Source organism: Pelatocladus sp. BLCC-F211 (assembly GCF_041928655.1).
GTDB lineage: Bacteria > Cyanobacteriota > Cyanobacteriia > Cyanobacteriales > Nostocaceae > Pelatocladus.
In genome coordinates, this window is sequence record NZ_JBHFLM010000110.1 from 80,898 (window position 1) to 96,010 (window position 15,113).

Annotated in this window: 15 protein-coding genes; 9 read left to right on the plus strand and 6 right to left on the minus strand. The window is 40.6% G+C overall.

The genetic code is table 11. The annotated features are described in order from the left end of the window. Positions 1-52 precede the first annotated feature (52 nt). Positions 53-193 (minus strand): hypothetical protein, encoded by a 141-nt coding sequence (locus ACE1AT_RS13620; RefSeq protein WP_374869106.1) that lies wholly within the window; start codon positions 191-193, stop codon positions 53-55. A gap of 737 nt (positions 194-930) precedes the next feature. Here ACE1AT_RS13620 and ltrA point away from each other — a divergent pair. Next, positions 931-2,553 carry a group II intron reverse transcriptase/maturase gene (gene ltrA / locus ACE1AT_RS13625; protein ID WP_374869108.1) on the plus strand — a complete coding sequence of 541 codons (1,623 nt, stop codon included), beginning with the start codon at positions 931-933 and terminating at the stop codon, positions 2,551-2,553. A gap of 472 nt (positions 2,554-3,025) precedes the next feature. On the opposite strand, the gene ACE1AT_RS13630 is transcribed toward ltrA, so the two are convergent. Further along, positions 3,026-3,217: a hypothetical protein gene (locus ACE1AT_RS13630; RefSeq protein ID WP_017311932.1), complete on the minus strand. Its 192-nt coding sequence runs from the start codon at positions 3,215-3,217 to the stop codon at positions 3,026-3,028. 123 nt (positions 3,218-3,340) lie between these two features. On the opposite strand from ACE1AT_RS13630, the gene ACE1AT_RS13635 reads away from it, so the two are divergent. From ACE1AT_RS13635 to ACE1AT_RS13645, 3 genes are all read left to right on the plus strand, one after another. Next, positions 3,341-3,721 (plus strand): hypothetical protein, encoded by a 381-nt coding sequence (locus tag ACE1AT_RS13635; protein ID WP_374869110.1) that lies wholly within the window; start codon positions 3,341-3,343, stop codon positions 3,719-3,721. 323 nt (positions 3,722-4,044) lie between these two features. Beyond that, a complete protein-coding gene (rnc, locus tag ACE1AT_RS13640) occupies positions 4,045-4,764 on the plus strand; it encodes a ribonuclease III (RefSeq protein ID WP_374869112.1) in 720 nt (239 codons plus the stop codon). Positions 4,765-4,916: 152 nt separating this feature from the next. Then, positions 4,917-6,014, plus strand: coding sequence for a Gfo/Idh/MocA family protein (locus ACE1AT_RS13645; RefSeq protein WP_374869114.1), 1,098 nt, complete (start codon positions 4,917-4,919; stop codon positions 6,012-6,014). On the opposite strand, the gene ACE1AT_RS13650 is transcribed toward ACE1AT_RS13645, so the two are convergent. Next, positions 5,968-7,938: an ATP-binding protein gene (locus ACE1AT_RS13650; protein ID WP_374869116.1), complete on the minus strand. Its 1,971-nt coding sequence runs from the start codon at positions 7,936-7,938 to the stop codon at positions 5,968-5,970. The two genes, ACE1AT_RS13645 and ACE1AT_RS13650, sit on opposite strands and share 47 nt — an antisense overlap. Before the next feature lie 285 nt (positions 7,939-8,223). Here ACE1AT_RS13650 and ACE1AT_RS13655 point away from each other — a divergent pair, with 285 nt between their 5' ends. From ACE1AT_RS13655 to ACE1AT_RS13665, 3 genes are all read left to right on the plus strand, one after another. After that, a complete protein-coding gene (locus ACE1AT_RS13655) occupies positions 8,224-8,910 on the plus strand; it encodes a RibD family protein (protein ID WP_374869159.1) in 687 nt (228 codons plus the stop codon). 136 nt (positions 8,911-9,046) lie between these two features. Further along, the gene (locus ACE1AT_RS13660; RefSeq protein ID WP_374869118.1) at positions 9,047-10,240 is read left to right on the plus strand and encodes a GNAT family N-acetyltransferase; all 1,194 of its coding nucleotides are present in this window, start codon (positions 9,047-9,049) and stop codon (positions 10,238-10,240) included. Positions 10,241-10,477: 237 nt separating this feature from the next. Beyond that, positions 10,478-10,861 carry a DUF4346 domain-containing protein gene (locus ACE1AT_RS13665; RefSeq protein ID WP_374869120.1) on the plus strand — a complete coding sequence of 128 codons (384 nt, stop codon included), beginning with the start codon at positions 10,478-10,480 and terminating at the stop codon, positions 10,859-10,861. A gap of 50 nt (positions 10,862-10,911) precedes the next feature. Here the strand turns inward: ACE1AT_RS13665 and psb32 are convergent, their stop codons facing one another. Further along, on the minus strand, positions 10,912-11,643 hold the full coding sequence (psb32, locus tag ACE1AT_RS13670) for a photosystem II repair protein Psb32 (RefSeq protein WP_374869122.1): 732 nt from the start codon (positions 11,641-11,643) through the stop codon (positions 10,912-10,914). A gap of 179 nt (positions 11,644-11,822) precedes the next feature. After that, positions 11,823-12,236 carry an IS200/IS605 family transposase gene (tnpA, locus tag ACE1AT_RS13675; protein WP_374869124.1) on the minus strand — a complete coding sequence of 138 codons (414 nt, stop codon included), beginning with the start codon at positions 12,234-12,236 and terminating at the stop codon, positions 11,823-11,825. 66 nt (positions 12,237-12,302) lie between these two features. Here tnpA and ACE1AT_RS13680 point away from each other — a divergent pair, with 66 nt between their 5' ends. After that, positions 12,303-13,691 (plus strand): RNA-guided endonuclease InsQ/TnpB family protein, encoded by a 1,389-nt coding sequence (locus ACE1AT_RS13680; protein ID WP_374869126.1) that lies wholly within the window; start codon positions 12,303-12,305, stop codon positions 13,689-13,691. A 74-nt stretch (positions 13,692-13,765) separates the two neighbouring features. Here the strand turns inward: ACE1AT_RS13680 and ACE1AT_RS13685 are convergent, their stop codons facing one another. Continuing rightward, on the minus strand, positions 13,766-14,230 hold the full coding sequence (locus ACE1AT_RS13685; protein WP_374869128.1) for an NADAR family protein: 465 nt from the start codon (positions 14,228-14,230) through the stop codon (positions 13,766-13,768). Between the two features lie 158 nt (positions 14,231-14,388). On the opposite strand from ACE1AT_RS13685, the gene ACE1AT_RS13690 reads away from it, so the two are divergent. Continuing rightward, a complete protein-coding gene (locus tag ACE1AT_RS13690; RefSeq protein ID WP_374869130.1) occupies positions 14,389-15,066 on the plus strand; it encodes a Uma2 family endonuclease in 678 nt (225 codons plus the stop codon). The last annotated feature ends 47 nt before the right edge of the window (positions 15,067-15,113 follow it).

The window sequence follows — 15,113 nt, forward strand, 5'->3', positions numbered from 1 at the left end:
AAGGGTTGAGGATTTAAGGCCAGAGTTGTTAACAGAACAAAGTCATTCAAGACTAAACTAAATATTGGGAGAGAGTAGGCGTAGGCGGTTGCAGATTAGCCCAGAGGTGGCTAATTTGAGGAAAGTCCGGGCTTCCGAAAGACCAAACTTGCTGGGTAACGCCCAGTGCGAGCGATCGCGAGGATAGTGCCACAGAAAAATACCGCCTTCTTTCAGTGAACAGTGAACAGTTATCAGTGAACAGTTAATATCTGATAACTGATAACTGATAACTGAAAAGGTAAGGGTGCAAAGGTGCGGGTGCGCCACGAGGCGCAGTGTGTGAATGAACGATTACCGAAAAGGAGGTGAAAAGTTCCATAGTCTGTCCAGTCAGACGATGAGCCTAAGAGGTGCAGCGTCCAGTGGATGTTAACTGGAGGTGAAACAGCTACCTTGAACAAGTACCCTTGAGCCGAACTTGGGAAGGCAAGACGAGGGGCAAGGCTGAGAGACGATATGGTGACAAAAAAGGAAGTGCCAAAAGACCTACGGGAAATTGCAGCCCCTATCCGCTACCCCAGGTAGGATAGCGAACAAATCCCAAAAGCCATACCGCGCTGCTAGGGATTACCAAAGTTAGTCAGATGGAGCTACTAACTCAAAGGTTGAAATAGGTAAAACTGGCTACCCTATTTCTGTTCGGGATACCACAAAGAGTGGGATTGGTCAATCTATAAGGCACCACCTAAGTCGTCTTGCTTGAGTCACACACTGTGAACGTGGGAAGTTCCAGGAGAATAGGCAAACAGTCTACCGATGAAACTCCTGTGAATGGCGGAGGTTCCGTAGTAGTCCGAGGCAGGGAAAGCCTGCCACATGGCGAAGGGAACCAGTTTACTAGAAGACCAATGCTGATGTAACTGAATGTAAACAGGGAGGAATCTCCACGTGGATGTCAGTGAAATGCAGAGGAAACTTAGCCAATGGGCTACAAATGACAAAGAACTTAAATTCTTTGACATTTACCACCTTCTCTATGACAAGGAATGGTTGATGAAGGCACACGACAAAGTTAAATCCAACACGGGCAGCGTTACTGCTGGTTGCGATGGAATTAATATGTCAAGCTTCGATGAAAATTTGGAGAAAAATCTCCAGGAAATAATCGAAGAACTAAAGTCGTGTGCCTTTGAACCACAACCAGCACGTCGGGTGTACATCCCTAAACCTAACAGCAAGAAACGCCCCTTGGGTATTCCTGCTATACGGGACAGGATTGTACAAGAAGCCTTGAGGATGGTTTTAGAACCAATTTATGAGGCAGATTTCAGTCGAAATTCCTTCGGATTCCGTCCGAATCGATGCACAATGGATGCTATCAAATGTATCCTGTGGTACGCCCAAGAAAATAAGAGAATGTTCTGGGTAATTGAAGGCGATATATCGTCCTACTTCGATGCAATTAACCATAAGAAGTTGATGAAACTTCTGAAACATCGAATTAAAGACGAGAAAATCCTCCAATTAATTTGGAAATTCCTGAAAGCAGGTGTCATGGAAAATAAAACCTTCCGCGACACACAATTGGGAACACCGCAGGGCGGCATTATTAGCCCACTCCTGGCAAATATTTATCTTCATGAACTTGATAAGTACATGGAGAAATATACCGGATTATCCACCAAGGAAAAGAAGGTAAGGAGAAGGTCAGGACATAGCAATTTTGCCTATATCAGATATGCAGATGATTGGGTTGTATTGTGCAACGGAACTAGACAACAAGCTGAAGATATGAAAGAGGAATTATCTAATTTTCTCCAGACAAATCTGAAGCTAAAATTATCACCCTCAAAAACTAAAATCACTCACCTCAATGACGGTTTTAATTTTCTAGGGTTCTGGATTAACAGAGAAATAGGTCAAAAGGGAAAGATGACAACTAAAGTCGAAATCCCCAAGGATTCTATCAAGAATGTTCTTGACAAAATCAAGGCAGCCACAGATAAGAGTACCTACAATGACTCAATTTCCACTAAAATCCTTGCCCTAAATAGAATCTACGGTGGATGGTGTCGCTATTACCAATATGCTACCGGAGCCTCTAGCGTTTTCAATGAAGTGGAATATCACTTATTTTGGAATTTAGCTCACTGGATAGCCAGAAAAGAAAAACTAAGTATTCCAGAAACAATCAGACGCTACAAAATAAACGGTACGCTTGGTACAGGCAAATACACCCTGATGAAGCAATTAAAATCCCAGAGGTACAACAAGGCTTTCTACAAACAGAACCCATACCTAGAAAATACCGTTATCCAAAGAGAAAATCTCCCAGAGGATACGTATTGGACAGGTCATGAAACTCGTAAAGGTATGGCAGATTTAATACCTATTGTTCTGGAAACAGATAACTATATCTGTCAAGCCTGTGGGTGCAAAGTTACAAGTAAAACAGCACAAATTGACCACGTTAAACCGTTTAGTCAATTTAAGTTAGCCGAAAACGCTAATAGGCTGGAAAACTTACAAACACTTTGTATCCCATGTCATAAGAAGAAAACCTACGGTTGAGTCAGACTAGTAAATGGAAAGCCGGATGCTTGGAAACTTGCACGTCCGGTTTGGAGGGGGGAATGGAGAAACGTGCTATACGGTAACGCGCTGTGTTCCTACCCTACTAAGAGCGCACCAGCAACATCGAGAGGTGTTGGCTCGGTAAACCCCGGTTGGAAGCAAGGCGAATGGAACTATGGTTGGTCTTTTACCAGTTTCACAATAAGAGCCGCTAGAGGCGTCTGGTAACAGTCGTCCCAGATAGATAACCGCCCTCTTGATTTAAGAGAACAGAACCCGGCTTACTACCAACTCTTTCCCAAGATGGAATGATAGCAATCACAAGCTACATTCCATTCTTTTTTTGTCATTTGTCATTTGTCATTTGTCATTTGTCATTGCTTATTCGTCCTTGGTAAGGGTTTTAGGCTTGTTTACTTTTCGTAACATGGTTGGGTTTATCTCCGCTGATTTACTTACAGATTTAATTTTATTGTTGTTCGAGTTTATCTAATGCTTCTTGAATTGCTTGTCTGATAAATTCAGCAGAGTTAGGCAAGCTTTTTACTTTGTTAAACATTGTTTCGGTCACTTTCACCGCGAGCATCTTATTTAATGATTCTTCTCCTTCAGGAGTAAAACCATATTTTTTTAAATCAGGATTACCACCTTTACGTGCCATTAAGATAACTACATAAATATTGACTTATTAGCTAGTTAACCAATATATAAATTAAATGGGGACTATTTGGCTGGTAACTTATTAGTCCCCAAATCTGTCAATTTAAATCAACAGACAATCATTATGTTATCAAGAGAATCGCTCAAAAACCTTAGCTTGCCACAATTACAGCAACTGGGGAGAAAGTACGGTATTCAGCCACTAGGTAACTGGGGAAAAAAAGAAGCTTGGGTAAATATGCTTGCTGCATTTCCATACAAAGCTATTGAGCAAATGAGGGATGGAGTCGGAATACATTCACCGGGAATAGAAGCGTATCATGCAATTAATGTTGCACTTGATTTACTCGGTCAACCTACGGTTACTCAAAAAGCATTGATACGTGCTACTAAAAACAACGAATGGTTAAAAGATGAATATTCTAGAAGATATCAACAGAAGCTTCTAGATTTGTGGAGTGTAAAACTCATGCTTGAGCAGTGTCAAAGATTACTAGCTAAATAAAAACTGACTATGAAGCATGGTAGTGGTCAATAAGTAATTATGCCCCTCTAGATAGAGGGGTTATTATTGTGAAGTTTTCCCAAAATACACAGATAATGAACCTATATGGAATCAAATAAAGCTATATGTTTTAAAGACCGTATACACTAAAGTTGTACTTTATTTGTACAAAAAACAGGACTAATGATTATTGACCTATACTTTTTTGAGAGTATAAGGTTCTAGATTCCACAACTGTAACGGCACTCAATGTGGGACTTAGTGTAATGCCTGTGCCTGATAAATCTAAAATCTAAAATCTAAAATCTAAAATCCAAAATCGGATGACCCTCGCTTATCCACGCCGACAACGACAACTTGAAAGTCTAGTCAGAAAATTAGGTTTGGCAGTAGAAGGACCAATTAAATGGGAACTGCTGGACTTAGCACTGACTCATCCGACCGTATCTGATTCAGCAAATTATGAACATCTGGAATTTGTTGGTGATGCTGTAGTGCGGTTGGTGTCAGCAATTGTGTTGTGGGAAAATTATCCCAATTGTCCGGTAGGAGATTTTGCGGCAATTCGTTCGGTATTAGTGAGCGATCGCATTTTAGCCCAGTTAGCACGCTCTTACGGTTTTGAACTATATTTACTTGTGGCTGGCAGTGCCACTGCTGATAAAGTTGGTCAACAATCGAGATTAGCAGATGCTTTTGAAGCAGTTCTAGGAGCGCTTTACCTTAGTACTAACAATCTTGATTTAATTCGTCCTTGGCTAGACCCTCACTTCAAAGAACTAGCAGCAGAAATTCGCCTTGATCCAGCCAGACTAAACTATAAAGCTGCTCTCCAAGAATGGACTCAAGCGCATTTTAAGGTTTTACCAGAATACCGAGTTGTAGAAATTAGTCAGCCTCATAATAATCAAGAACGTTTCATCGCTCAAGTGTGGCTACACGGACAAAAACTTGGTGAAGGTAAAGGACGTTCGATTAAAGCTGCCGAACAAGCCGCCGCAAAAGTTGCTTATTTAACTTTAAGTACACAGGAAGAACACTGAATTTGTTCACAGACAAAATTTATATATTCAGGGTATTTAACAATGACAATTGTTATAAATCCTACAGAGGATTGAGTAGAGACATAAGGAACATCGTGTCTCTACTCTTGACTCTTGTACAGACGCGAGGAACATCGCGTCTCTAATGACTAATGACAAATCAAATTAAAATCGCTGTCGTTGGAGTGGGGCGTTGGGGTGTACATTTGCTGCGGAATTTTCTGGAGCATCCCCAAGTTATGGTTGCAGCCGTGGTAGACCCGAATCCAGAGTGTTTAGCAAAGATAAAACGCCAATATTTTTCCAATAACACTACAAATAATCATGTCTTATTTACAACTGAGTGGTTAGAAATTAAACAAATCATAGATTTAGATGCAGTAGTCATTGCTACTCCTGCCAGCACACATTACTCCTTGATTCATGATGCTTTAGATTGGGGATACCATGTTTTGGCAGAAAAACCTTTAACTTTAGATCCAACAGAATGCCATAAACTTTGCCAGCTAGCCCAAAAACAGCAACGACAACTTATGGTTGATCATACTTATCTATTTCATCCAGCAGTGGAACGAGGGCAAACTTTTGTTCAAGCAGGAGAATTAGGGGATTTGCGCTACGGTTATGCTTGTCGCACCCATTTGGGGCCAGTTCGCCAAGATGTTGATGCACTATGGGATTTAGCTGTTCATGATATTGCAATATTCAATGCTTGGTTAGGTCAACAACCAGTGAGTGTAAAGGCTTCGGGTAGGGTGTGGCTACATGGGGGACATGGGGGACAAGGAGGTATTTCTCCCTTGTCTCCCTTGTCTCCCTTGTCTTTATCTAAAAGACTTGCCGATCTGGTTTGGGTGACACTAACTTACGCTAATGGTTTTCAAGCTTATATTCATTTGTGTTGGCTGAATGCTGATAAGCAGCGACGTTTAGTGGTTGTGGGTAGTCGAGGTAGTTTGATTTTTGATGAAATGTCAGCTGTATCACCTTTAACGCTGCTCCATGGGGAGTTAGAAGTGCAAGGGAGTAATTATATTCCTATAAATCAAAGCCAACAAGTGCTGCAAATCGAAAAAAATGAACCATTAAAACGAGTGTGCGATCGCTTTGTTAGCTGTGTCCACAATAATAGTCCTTGTCCAGTTTCATCTGGTTGGGTAGGGACACAGTTAGTAAATATTCTCGCTGCTCTGACAGAATCACTTAACCAGGATGGCAAACCTGTTGTACTGAACACAAATCTTTACTAAGTTCTGGCTTTTGGCTAACAGAGTTTAGTTCTCCGACTTTCCCATTGTCCTCATTTTCTGTTGTCTCCTGGCGGGTATCTATCAACGGTAAAATAATACTCACTGTTGTACCTTGATTGATACCTCTACTTTCAAGGGTGATCCTACCTCCCATTAGTTCAATTAAGTTCCGTGAAATAGCTAGCCCCAGACCTGTGCCGCCAAATTTGCGTGTAGTAGCATCATCCACCATGACAAATGGGCGAAATAGCTTTTGTTGCTGGGTGGGATCAATCCCCACGCCTGTATCTTGAACACCAACAATTACCTGGGATTTACTATCAATTTGTTCAATTTCTGTTGTAATTGTGATGCTACCTTCATCAGTAAATTTAGTGGCATTACCAATAATATTAATTAGTACCTGCTTCAATTTGGCAGGATCAGCATTCACCACAATTAACTCACTCATCTGTTGAGGAATATTTAACTGCAATCCTTTTTGTTGAATATTCACAGATTGCAAATTAATGACCTCTTTGAGTAATTTCTGAAGTTCAATTGGTTCTAAAGATACAGAGAGTTTACCAGCTTCTATTTTGGAAATATCAAGCAATTCATTAATGATGCCTAGTAGGTGAATTGCTGTCTCATCAGCACGCTTGAGGAACTCTAGCTCTTCTTCGCGGTTATCACACAAATCATCTCGAACTAGGCGAATACAGTTAATAATAATGTGTAATGGATTTCTCAATTCATGGGAAGTTGCTGCTAAAAATTGGCTTTTACTCTGGTTGGCGTTTTTTGCTTCTTTCCAAGCTATTTCTACTTCTTCCGCCCAAGCTTTGAGCCGTTCTAGCATTTGATCTAGGGCTTGCGCTAGTTGATTGAACTCTCGAATTTTTAAGTTGTGCGGGACTGGTACTGTGCTGTGGTAACTGTGGAGATTGAGAGCATAGTCACGCAATTCTTCAACCGGAAGCGCTAGACAACGAGCTAAATACAAAGATGCCAACACACTAGCAGCAATTAAGCCAACTGTCAAAACGATCAAAATTAATTTGATTTGCCCTAAATCATACAAAGCATTATCTAGACCAGTAACCGCTAAAATCACCCATTTTTGCTGTTTTCCTTGAATGATTGGGCTGTCAATAGCAGTGTAACCAGCAAGTAATTCTTCTCCCTGTTTATCAAAAAATAGATGCAGAGTATCTTGTTTACCAGCAATGGCATTTTTCACTATCATTTGCAGACGTGAAGCATCTATGTGCTGGGCAATATTACTACCAATTCGACTGGCGATTGGATGTGCTAAAATTATGCCGTTTTCAGCAATAACAACTGTAGAGCCTGTTAGTAAACCTGGTTTATTCTTGATTTTTTCGCGTAATAATGCTGATTTGAAAACTAAGTTATGGCGCCATTGACCAGCCCGATCATAGACTGGCGCTGATAGCAATAATTTCAGTTTACTTTGTTCATCTCTATTACCGGTTGTGTTTAAAGTTCCTGGTAACAACAGCTTTACTTCTAATCCGTCGCTAGAAAAATCAGGATTGGACTGATTAAGAGGTTCCTGACCACACGTACTAGCACTTATTTGATTGCTATTAGAATCTACTAATTGTATGCATTCAATTTGCCGTGCTTGCTGTTGCGCTAGTTGATTGATAAACTCTTCTTTTTGGGCAAGTGTACCTGATTGAATCACCTGTGTTTGAGCAGCAGTAAGTAAATTAGCTTTTAAAGCAGAGATTGTATCTGCAATTTTTTCTCCTTTGAGAACGGCACTTGCTGTTAAATTTTGACGAGCAGTTTCTAAAAGGCTGTAACGTGCTTTTTGATAGGCAACTATTTCACCTATCAATAAAACTGGAACAGACAGAAGCAAAATCTTTGATACTAAAATCCGCCGAAAGGAGGATTGACGCTGGTTAGCCATCGGCACTCTCACTTGGCATTTGCAAACCACAACAGCAACCAAATGCAATTATATTTACTACTATTTTTAAACGATAAATATTGGTTGATGACAAAAATTTTAAACCATTAGATAGCTGGATAGCAAAAAAATATATATTATACAAACCCTGAAAGCAACTAGTTATAATTACAACTTTGACCAGATGCAAATAAAGTTGTGAAATTAGTTGTAAACAGGAGTTTGCCAGCATTATTTTTTGAGAATCCCAAGTCAAAATATAGACAAAATATACAAATCAAAACAATGGTGCAATATCGACCTTATACTACTGTGGTTTTAGCCATGAGTGCAGATGGCAAAATAGCCGATGTTACGCGATCGCCTGCTCGTTTTGGCTCTAAGAGTGATAAAGCACATCTGGAAAACAGAATTGCTGCTGCTGATGCAGTCTTATTTGGTGCTGGTACTCTCCGCGCCTACGGTACGACACTAACCGTAACAAGCCCACAATTACTGCAAAATCGGATACAAGGGGGTAAACCCCTTCAACCAGTACATATTGTAACTACACACTCAGCCAACCTAAATCCGGAAATTCGCTTTTTTCAACAGCCAATTCAACGTTGGTTACTCACCACAAGCACAGGGGCAGTTTTTTGGCAGAAACGACCTGAATTTGATCAGATTATGGTCTTTGAAACAGAAGAGGGAAAAATTGATGTTGCAGCAGCTCTGGAGCATCTATCAAAATTGGGAATAGCACAATTAGCAATACTTGGTGGTGGTGAACTAGTCGCCTCGATGCTGGAATTAGATTTCATAGATGAACTTTGGCTGACTATTTGTCCCTTGATTTTAGGTGGTGCTGCGGCGCCGACACCAGTTGAAGGTAAAGGATTTCCATCACAACTAGCTCCTCGTTTGCAACTTATACAAGTTGATAGGATAGACCAAGAAGTTTTTCTTCATTATCGAATTGTTAGTGATTAGTTGTTGGTCATTTGTCATTTGTCTCCCCACAATCCCCGATCCCCGTTGCCCCTTATCCCCAGAGGGGGCCCCACCTTCCCCGTTGCCCCACCATAATAGGTAAAATGATTATTAACTTTTGTATCGGAAGCTCGCGATGGTGGAACAATTAAGACCTCGCTACTCTGTTGCTTGGATTAACAAAATTGCCGAAATTCCCGAATCAGCCTGGGATGCTTTAGCACTACCACTGACAACACCGTTTTTAGAGTGGAATTGGCTGAACAATTTGGAAACTTCAGGTAGTGCTACAGCTAATACAGGTTGGCTACCAAATCACCTGACTTTGTGGCGAGATAGGACACTAGTTGGTGTTGCACCACTTTACTTGAAAGGACATAGTTATGGTGAATTTGTGTTTGATCACCAATGGGCTGATTTGGCACAACGTATTGGTGTGGAATATTACCCCAAAATGTTGGGAATGACACCATTTACTCCTGCGGAAGGCTATCGATTTTTAATAGCGCCTGGGGAAGATGAAGATGAGATCACAGCAATTATGGTACATGAAATTGACGCTTTTTGCTCAAAACACCATATTTCTGGTTGTCATTTTCTATATGTAGATCCCCAATGGCGTCCTGTTTTAGAACGCTGTGGTTTTACTACCTGGCTACACCACAGCTATATTTGGGAAAATCTTGGCTTTCAAACTTTTGATGATTATTTGGCAGTATTTAATGCTAACCAACGTCGTAATATCAAGCGCGAACGTAAAGCAGTAGAAAAAGCTGGTTTACGATTACAACCCTTGAGTGGGGAGGAAATTCCCAAGTCTTTTTTTGGGTTAATGTACGAATTTTATGCAGATACTTGCGATAAATTTGGCTGGTGGGGTAGCAAATATTTAACAAAGCGATTTTTTGAGCAGTTACACGAGAATTATCGCGATCGCGTTTTATTTTTCGCTGCATATAATGAACAAAATCAGCAGCAACCAATGGGGATGTCTTTTTGTTTATTCAAGGGCGATAGAATGTATGGGCGCTACTGGGGTAGTTTTCAAGAAATAGATTGTTTACATTTTGATGCTTGTTATTATGCCCCGATTGAATGGGCGATCGCTAACGATATCCAAATCTTTGATCCCGGTGCAGGTGGACGCCATAAAAAACGTCGTGGTTTTCCTGCACAGCCTAACCACAGTTTACATCGTTTTTACAATAACCGTTTGCAAAAAATTTTGTGTTCTTATATTGATGAAGTAAATGAACTCGAACAGCAAGAAATTGAGGCAATTAATGCAGAAATACCATTTTCTCAAAAAATAATTGATATTTCAAAATAACTTTCATAATAATATAGGACTTACGCAATAGCTCTGTGAAACTATTCTTCCTTTGTGTTCTTCGTGTCCTTTGTGGTACCCTTCGGGTAGACACGAAGTGGCTTCTGAAAGTAGCCGCTTGTGCGTCTACGTTTTTTCATTATTTTGCGTAAGTCCTGGAATATTTTGAGCTAGATCAGAATTAAACTTGAGAAAGGATGAAAAACTCCTGAATCAAGTTTACGTTTTACGGTAAGTATGGGTTTGAAGTTGGAAGATATAGCGCAAATAGATAATAAGCTTTCTCAGCGTCATATTGATCTTGATCCTGGTGGATATTTCATTATTTACTTAGAGCAAGAAACAGGGCTGATTTGTGCCAAGCATTTCACAAATGTAATTGATGAGCATGGTTTAGCAGTAGATCCAGAAACAGGAAAAGTAATTCCTGCACGAGGAAAAGTAGCACGAACTCACACAACAATATTTACAGGTAGGACAGCAAAAGAATTATCTGTGGAAATATTTGAAAAAACAAAGCCCTGTCCCGTGACTCAGCTAGACCACGCAGCTTATTTAGGTCGAGAATTTGTTCGTGCTGAGATTGCTTTGGTGACAGGGCAAGAGTATGTTCAAGATTAGTTGTTTGTTGGTGGTATTTCAAACAACAAACAACTACGAACAAACAATTACTAACTATCAGAAGAAGATGGTTGAACAGCCAGATAAATGTAGTAAGTCGCCATTGGGATGACAGTTGCAGCAATTAAAAGTCCCACAACCCAGGCGATCGCATTACCTTTTTCGGCTGCTTCTGTTTTCCCAAAAGTGCCTTCTACCTGTACTTTTTCCACTATTTGGGGTGGGCCGGGATCGGGTTCACCAGAAAGTACAGTGATTAGGCGATCACTAGCATCTAAAAACGCTTGATTATATTTGTCACCTGATCGCAAAGGCGCCATCAGGGTTTCATCTACTACACTTTTGGCAATTTCGTCTGTCAATAAAGACCGGACGCGATCGCCACTAATCATTGCAGCACCGTTGGTAACGGTATCAATCATTAATAAAGTTTGATTGGCTTGGGCATCTGCTGTCGGAAACCATTTTTCAAACAATGCTTTTGTAAAGCTTTCCGGGGTTTCACCATAATCTAAGCGGCGTACCGTGACAAATCTTACTTCGTTCCTGGTGTTCTTTGCCAAATCCTCTGAAGCACTACTAATCTTGCCTTCATTGATACGACTAATAACTTCAGCTTGGTCTACAACCCAAGTATTGGGTGTGAAATTTGGCATTTCATATACACCTGTGGCAAAAGCAGGTGTAGCAAAAAATGCAGATACTAGAATTATCACCACTGGCAGAATCAGCCATTGGATATGTTTTTTCCAATTAAATAATTGGCAGAAAAACTGTTTCATTGGATGAATGTATAAAGACGGGCTTTCACCAAAAATACTACACAAATGCAGGACAAGTCTCACCTTTTGTCAGAGACTTGAAGGTAAAAAACTATCAGAATAATACGGGAGCGTGAGAACCCCTACCTTTCAAGGAGGGGATGAAACGCAACCCGAAGGACTTTAGTCGGGCGTTTTTCTTACTTCCCACGTTGATTTTCAATATACTTTTTAACTACCTCAGTACTGACCTGACCTGTTGACGCTACAAAGTAAGTCGGAGTCCACAAAGCAGGTAGTTTTTTTAATTCTGGGAATTCTTTTCTTAAGTGGTGTGATGCTCGACCCTTCACCCATCTTGCAATATCTGCGGGTGATTCGTGGGTGGGTGTATTGAGAAATAAATGTACATGGTCGGTTTGAATTTCCAAAGCAATTAACTTCCACCCATGCTCAGTGACAAGTTCAAAGATAATCTCTTGTAATCTACGCGCTACATCCCCTGTTAATACTGGTTTACGGCGTTTTGGTACAAACACAAAATGGTAATTAATTGAAGATACTGAATTTTCAGTACGCCTGTACTCGTGGTCTTCCTTAGAAAGTTTTGCCATCTTCCGAAATATTGTTGACTTTACTTATAGCAGCAATTATAATCAACAACAGAAGGTGATGACAAGTTGTACAAAACGATACCCCTTAAAGCAACGTTTACCGATGAAGAAAAGGTATTTTGGGTTGATCAGTGTGAACACGCTAATAGTCTTATTAATTCAGCGATTTATCACACTCGCCAAACTCATTACAGCAGACTTGAACAGACGGATGATGCGTTTACAACTTACTGGCGTGGTGATGAATTACGTTACGGTTGGAAGACGTATAAATGCAGTACGACTTACCCAGAACTAGACAAAGTTCTTAAAGAGAATCCACATTACAAAGCGATGGCTGCACAGTCAGCACAGCAAACTCTTAAGACGGTTGGAGAATCAATCACTAGCTATAACGGACTAGTTAATGCTTATTACAAAGGTGAAGTTGATAGACCATCATTGCCAAAGTACAGAAAACGCGGTGGTCTTGCTGCCGTAACGTTTCCGCGTCAAGCACTCAACTACAAAGGTGGTTGCTTCTACCCATCAATTAGTCGTGATACTAAGCCACATCTGCTAACTGAAATTGCCCTACAATTGCCTGAATTCATTGATTCAGATTGGGTTAAGGAAGTAACAATACGTCCTTATCTTGGTGAGTTTTGGATTGATTGGGTTATTGATGATGGCAAAGAACCAATTGACAACAATCCCAAGCTTGATTACACCCAAGCATGGAGTTTTGACCACGGTGGCACTAACTGGTTAACAGGTGTTTCAACTTGTGGTAAAAGCCTAATCATTGATGGTCGCAAACTTAAATCAATGAACCAAGGTTATTGTCGTTTAATTGCGAAGTACAAACAAGGAAAATCAGATTTTTACTGGGACAGCAACCTTGATAGAGTGCAGTGCAAACGCAATAATCAGATGCGCGACGCTGTTAACAAAGCAGCACGATTCATTGTCAACCAATGTCTTAATGACCGCATAGGAAACCTTGTTATTGGTTGGAACGATGGACAAAAGAATGGTTCTAATATGGGCAAGCGCGGCAATCAAAACTTTGTGGTCATCCCCACAGGGAGATTGATTGAACGCTTGAAACAACTTTGTCCAGAGTACGGAATAAAGTTAACAATCACTGAGGAAGCATACACCTCAAAAGCGTCTTACTTAGATGGCGATAGCCTCCACAAGCATGGTGAAAAACCCACAAGATGGAAACCGTCAGGTAAAAGAGTAAAACGTGGATTGTACAAAAGTCGTGATGGTCACGTCATCAATGCTGATTGCAATGGCGCGGCTAATATTGCGAGAAAAGTAGCCACACAGCTAGGTTTAAATCTAGCCAAGTTGGGTAGGGGAGCATTGACACTCCCAAGACGAGTTGATTTGTTTAAGGGATTAACCAAATCATATCGTAAACGTTGCGGAGTGGGTCTTCTAGACCCCGTAGCAACATCAGTTTAGAATCCCCCGTGTTTCAACCGGGGGAGATGTCAAGACGACTGAGGCTATCCCCAATAAATTAGGAAGTCTACACTCTACCGTAAGGTAAGTGTAGGAAGTTCACGAATTTCTTCTCTTACACTCATCAGGATTTTACCTAGATGGTTTTCACCCGTTTGATCTGCACCACAGCCCCAAAAATAATCTTTTGGAGAATTTTCTACCAGTAATTGATCGCCCGTAGTGAGCAGAACTTCTCTAATATCAGCATGGGTGAGAAACTTTTTGAGTACAGCTTCTCGCATGATGTTAGTCTTAACTATCTCCCAATCTAAACGTACCTTGCGGGTACAACACCGTCCTAATGCTGCTGCTTCTTCTGGCGTCTCAACCCCATGAATGACGGGTATAATGACTGCATCTAGTGTTCCCACAAATTTTTGAGCTTGATAATAATGCTCTACTGTCCGCCAATAAATACCGTCAATTTTAATCTCGTGGGGAGAAAAGTTAGAAAAACAGCCATAAGGCTCGTAAGCTTTGTAAAAGTAAATAGTCATTTTAAAGTTGCTCTTTTAATACTTCAACTTATATGATGCCTGGAGTTGTTGACAGGCAAAAGATAGCGTCTTCAAAAAAGTTGGATTTTTGACTGTTGTAGGCAAAGTAGTAAGCTGGGAATCGCTATAATTTTTATGAGCTTTGGGAAAAAACAGCCATGTTAGAGTATAATCTGCCGAGTTATTTACCCTCTGCCGAAGAACTACCGGATTCTGACGAAACCCCTGTGGATAACGAACTGCAAGAATTGATACCAGGCTTACTCAAAGCTATATTATTATTACTCTGGGCAGAACGCATGGACTGGTTTTTCGGGGTAGATATGGGTATTTATTATCACCCTGATAAACCTCCTATTGTGCCAGATGGGTTTTTAAGTTTGGGCGTAGAGCGATTTTATGATGAGGAATTACGTCCAAGTTACGTGCTTTGGGATGAAAATGTAGTCCCGATTTTGGTGCTAGAGGTAGTTTCTCAAAATTATCGCAAGGAATATACTACCAAGTTGGATGATTATGCAGCTTTGGGTGTGCTTTACTACGTAATTTATTCTTCTCGTCGTCGCCGCAAACCACGTTTGGAAGTACACAAGTTAATAAATGGGAAGTATGAATTGCAAGCAGAAAATCCTGTTTGGCTACCAGAAATTGGCTTAGGAATTGGTTGCGAACGTGGAAGCTATAGCGGGGTAACGCGAGAATGGTTGTATTGGTATGACGAAGAAGCTAAACGATATCCTACGCCAGAAGAACAAATTAAACAAGCAAAGCAGCGTGTTGAAAAGCTGGCGGAGAAGTTACGCGAGTTAGGGATAGATCCAGATATTATTGATTAAAAAAGCACCTCTAAGCTTGAGGTGCTTCAAACATTTTTGACCTAATT

What these genes read in the sequence shown, in the direction of transcription:
- ACE1AT_RS13630 (WP_017311932.1), bottom strand. Translation starts at nt 3,217, where the DNA reads ATGGCACGTAAAGGTGGTAATCCTGATTTAAAAAAATATGGTTTTACT.
- ACE1AT_RS13635 (WP_374869110.1), top strand. Translation starts at nt 3,341, where the DNA reads ATGTTATCAAGAGAATCGCTCAAAAACCTTAGCTTGCCACAATTACAG.
- rnc (WP_374869112.1), top strand. Translation starts at nt 4,045, where the DNA reads ATGACCCTCGCTTATCCACGCCGACAACGACAACTTGAAAGTCTAGTC.
- ACE1AT_RS13645 (WP_374869114.1), top strand. Translation starts at nt 4,917, where the DNA reads ATGACAAATCAAATTAAAATCGCTGTCGTTGGAGTGGGGCGTTGGGGT.
- ACE1AT_RS13650 (WP_374869116.1), bottom strand. Translation starts at nt 7,938, where the DNA reads ATGGCTAACCAGCGTCAATCCTCCTTTCGGCGGATTTTAGTATCAAAG.
- ACE1AT_RS13655 (WP_374869159.1), top strand. Translation starts at nt 8,224, where the DNA reads ATGGTGCAATATCGACCTTATACTACTGTGGTTTTAGCCATGAGTGCA.
- ACE1AT_RS13660 (WP_374869118.1), top strand. Translation starts at nt 9,047, where the DNA reads ATGGTGGAACAATTAAGACCTCGCTACTCTGTTGCTTGGATTAACAAA.
- ACE1AT_RS13665 (WP_374869120.1), top strand. Translation starts at nt 10,478, where the DNA reads ATGGGTTTGAAGTTGGAAGATATAGCGCAAATAGATAATAAGCTTTCT.
- psb32 (WP_374869122.1), bottom strand. Translation starts at nt 11,643, where the DNA reads ATGAAACAGTTTTTCTGCCAATTATTTAATTGGAAAAAACATATCCAA.
- tnpA (WP_374869124.1), bottom strand. Translation starts at nt 12,236, where the DNA reads ATGGCAAAACTTTCTAAGGAAGACCACGAGTACAGGCGTACTGAAAAT.
- ACE1AT_RS13685 (WP_374869128.1), bottom strand. Translation starts at nt 14,230, where the DNA reads ATGACTATTTACTTTTACAAAGCTTACGAGCCTTATGGCTGTTTTTCT.
- ACE1AT_RS13690 (WP_374869130.1), top strand. Translation starts at nt 14,389, where the DNA reads ATGTTAGAGTATAATCTGCCGAGTTATTTACCCTCTGCCGAAGAACTA.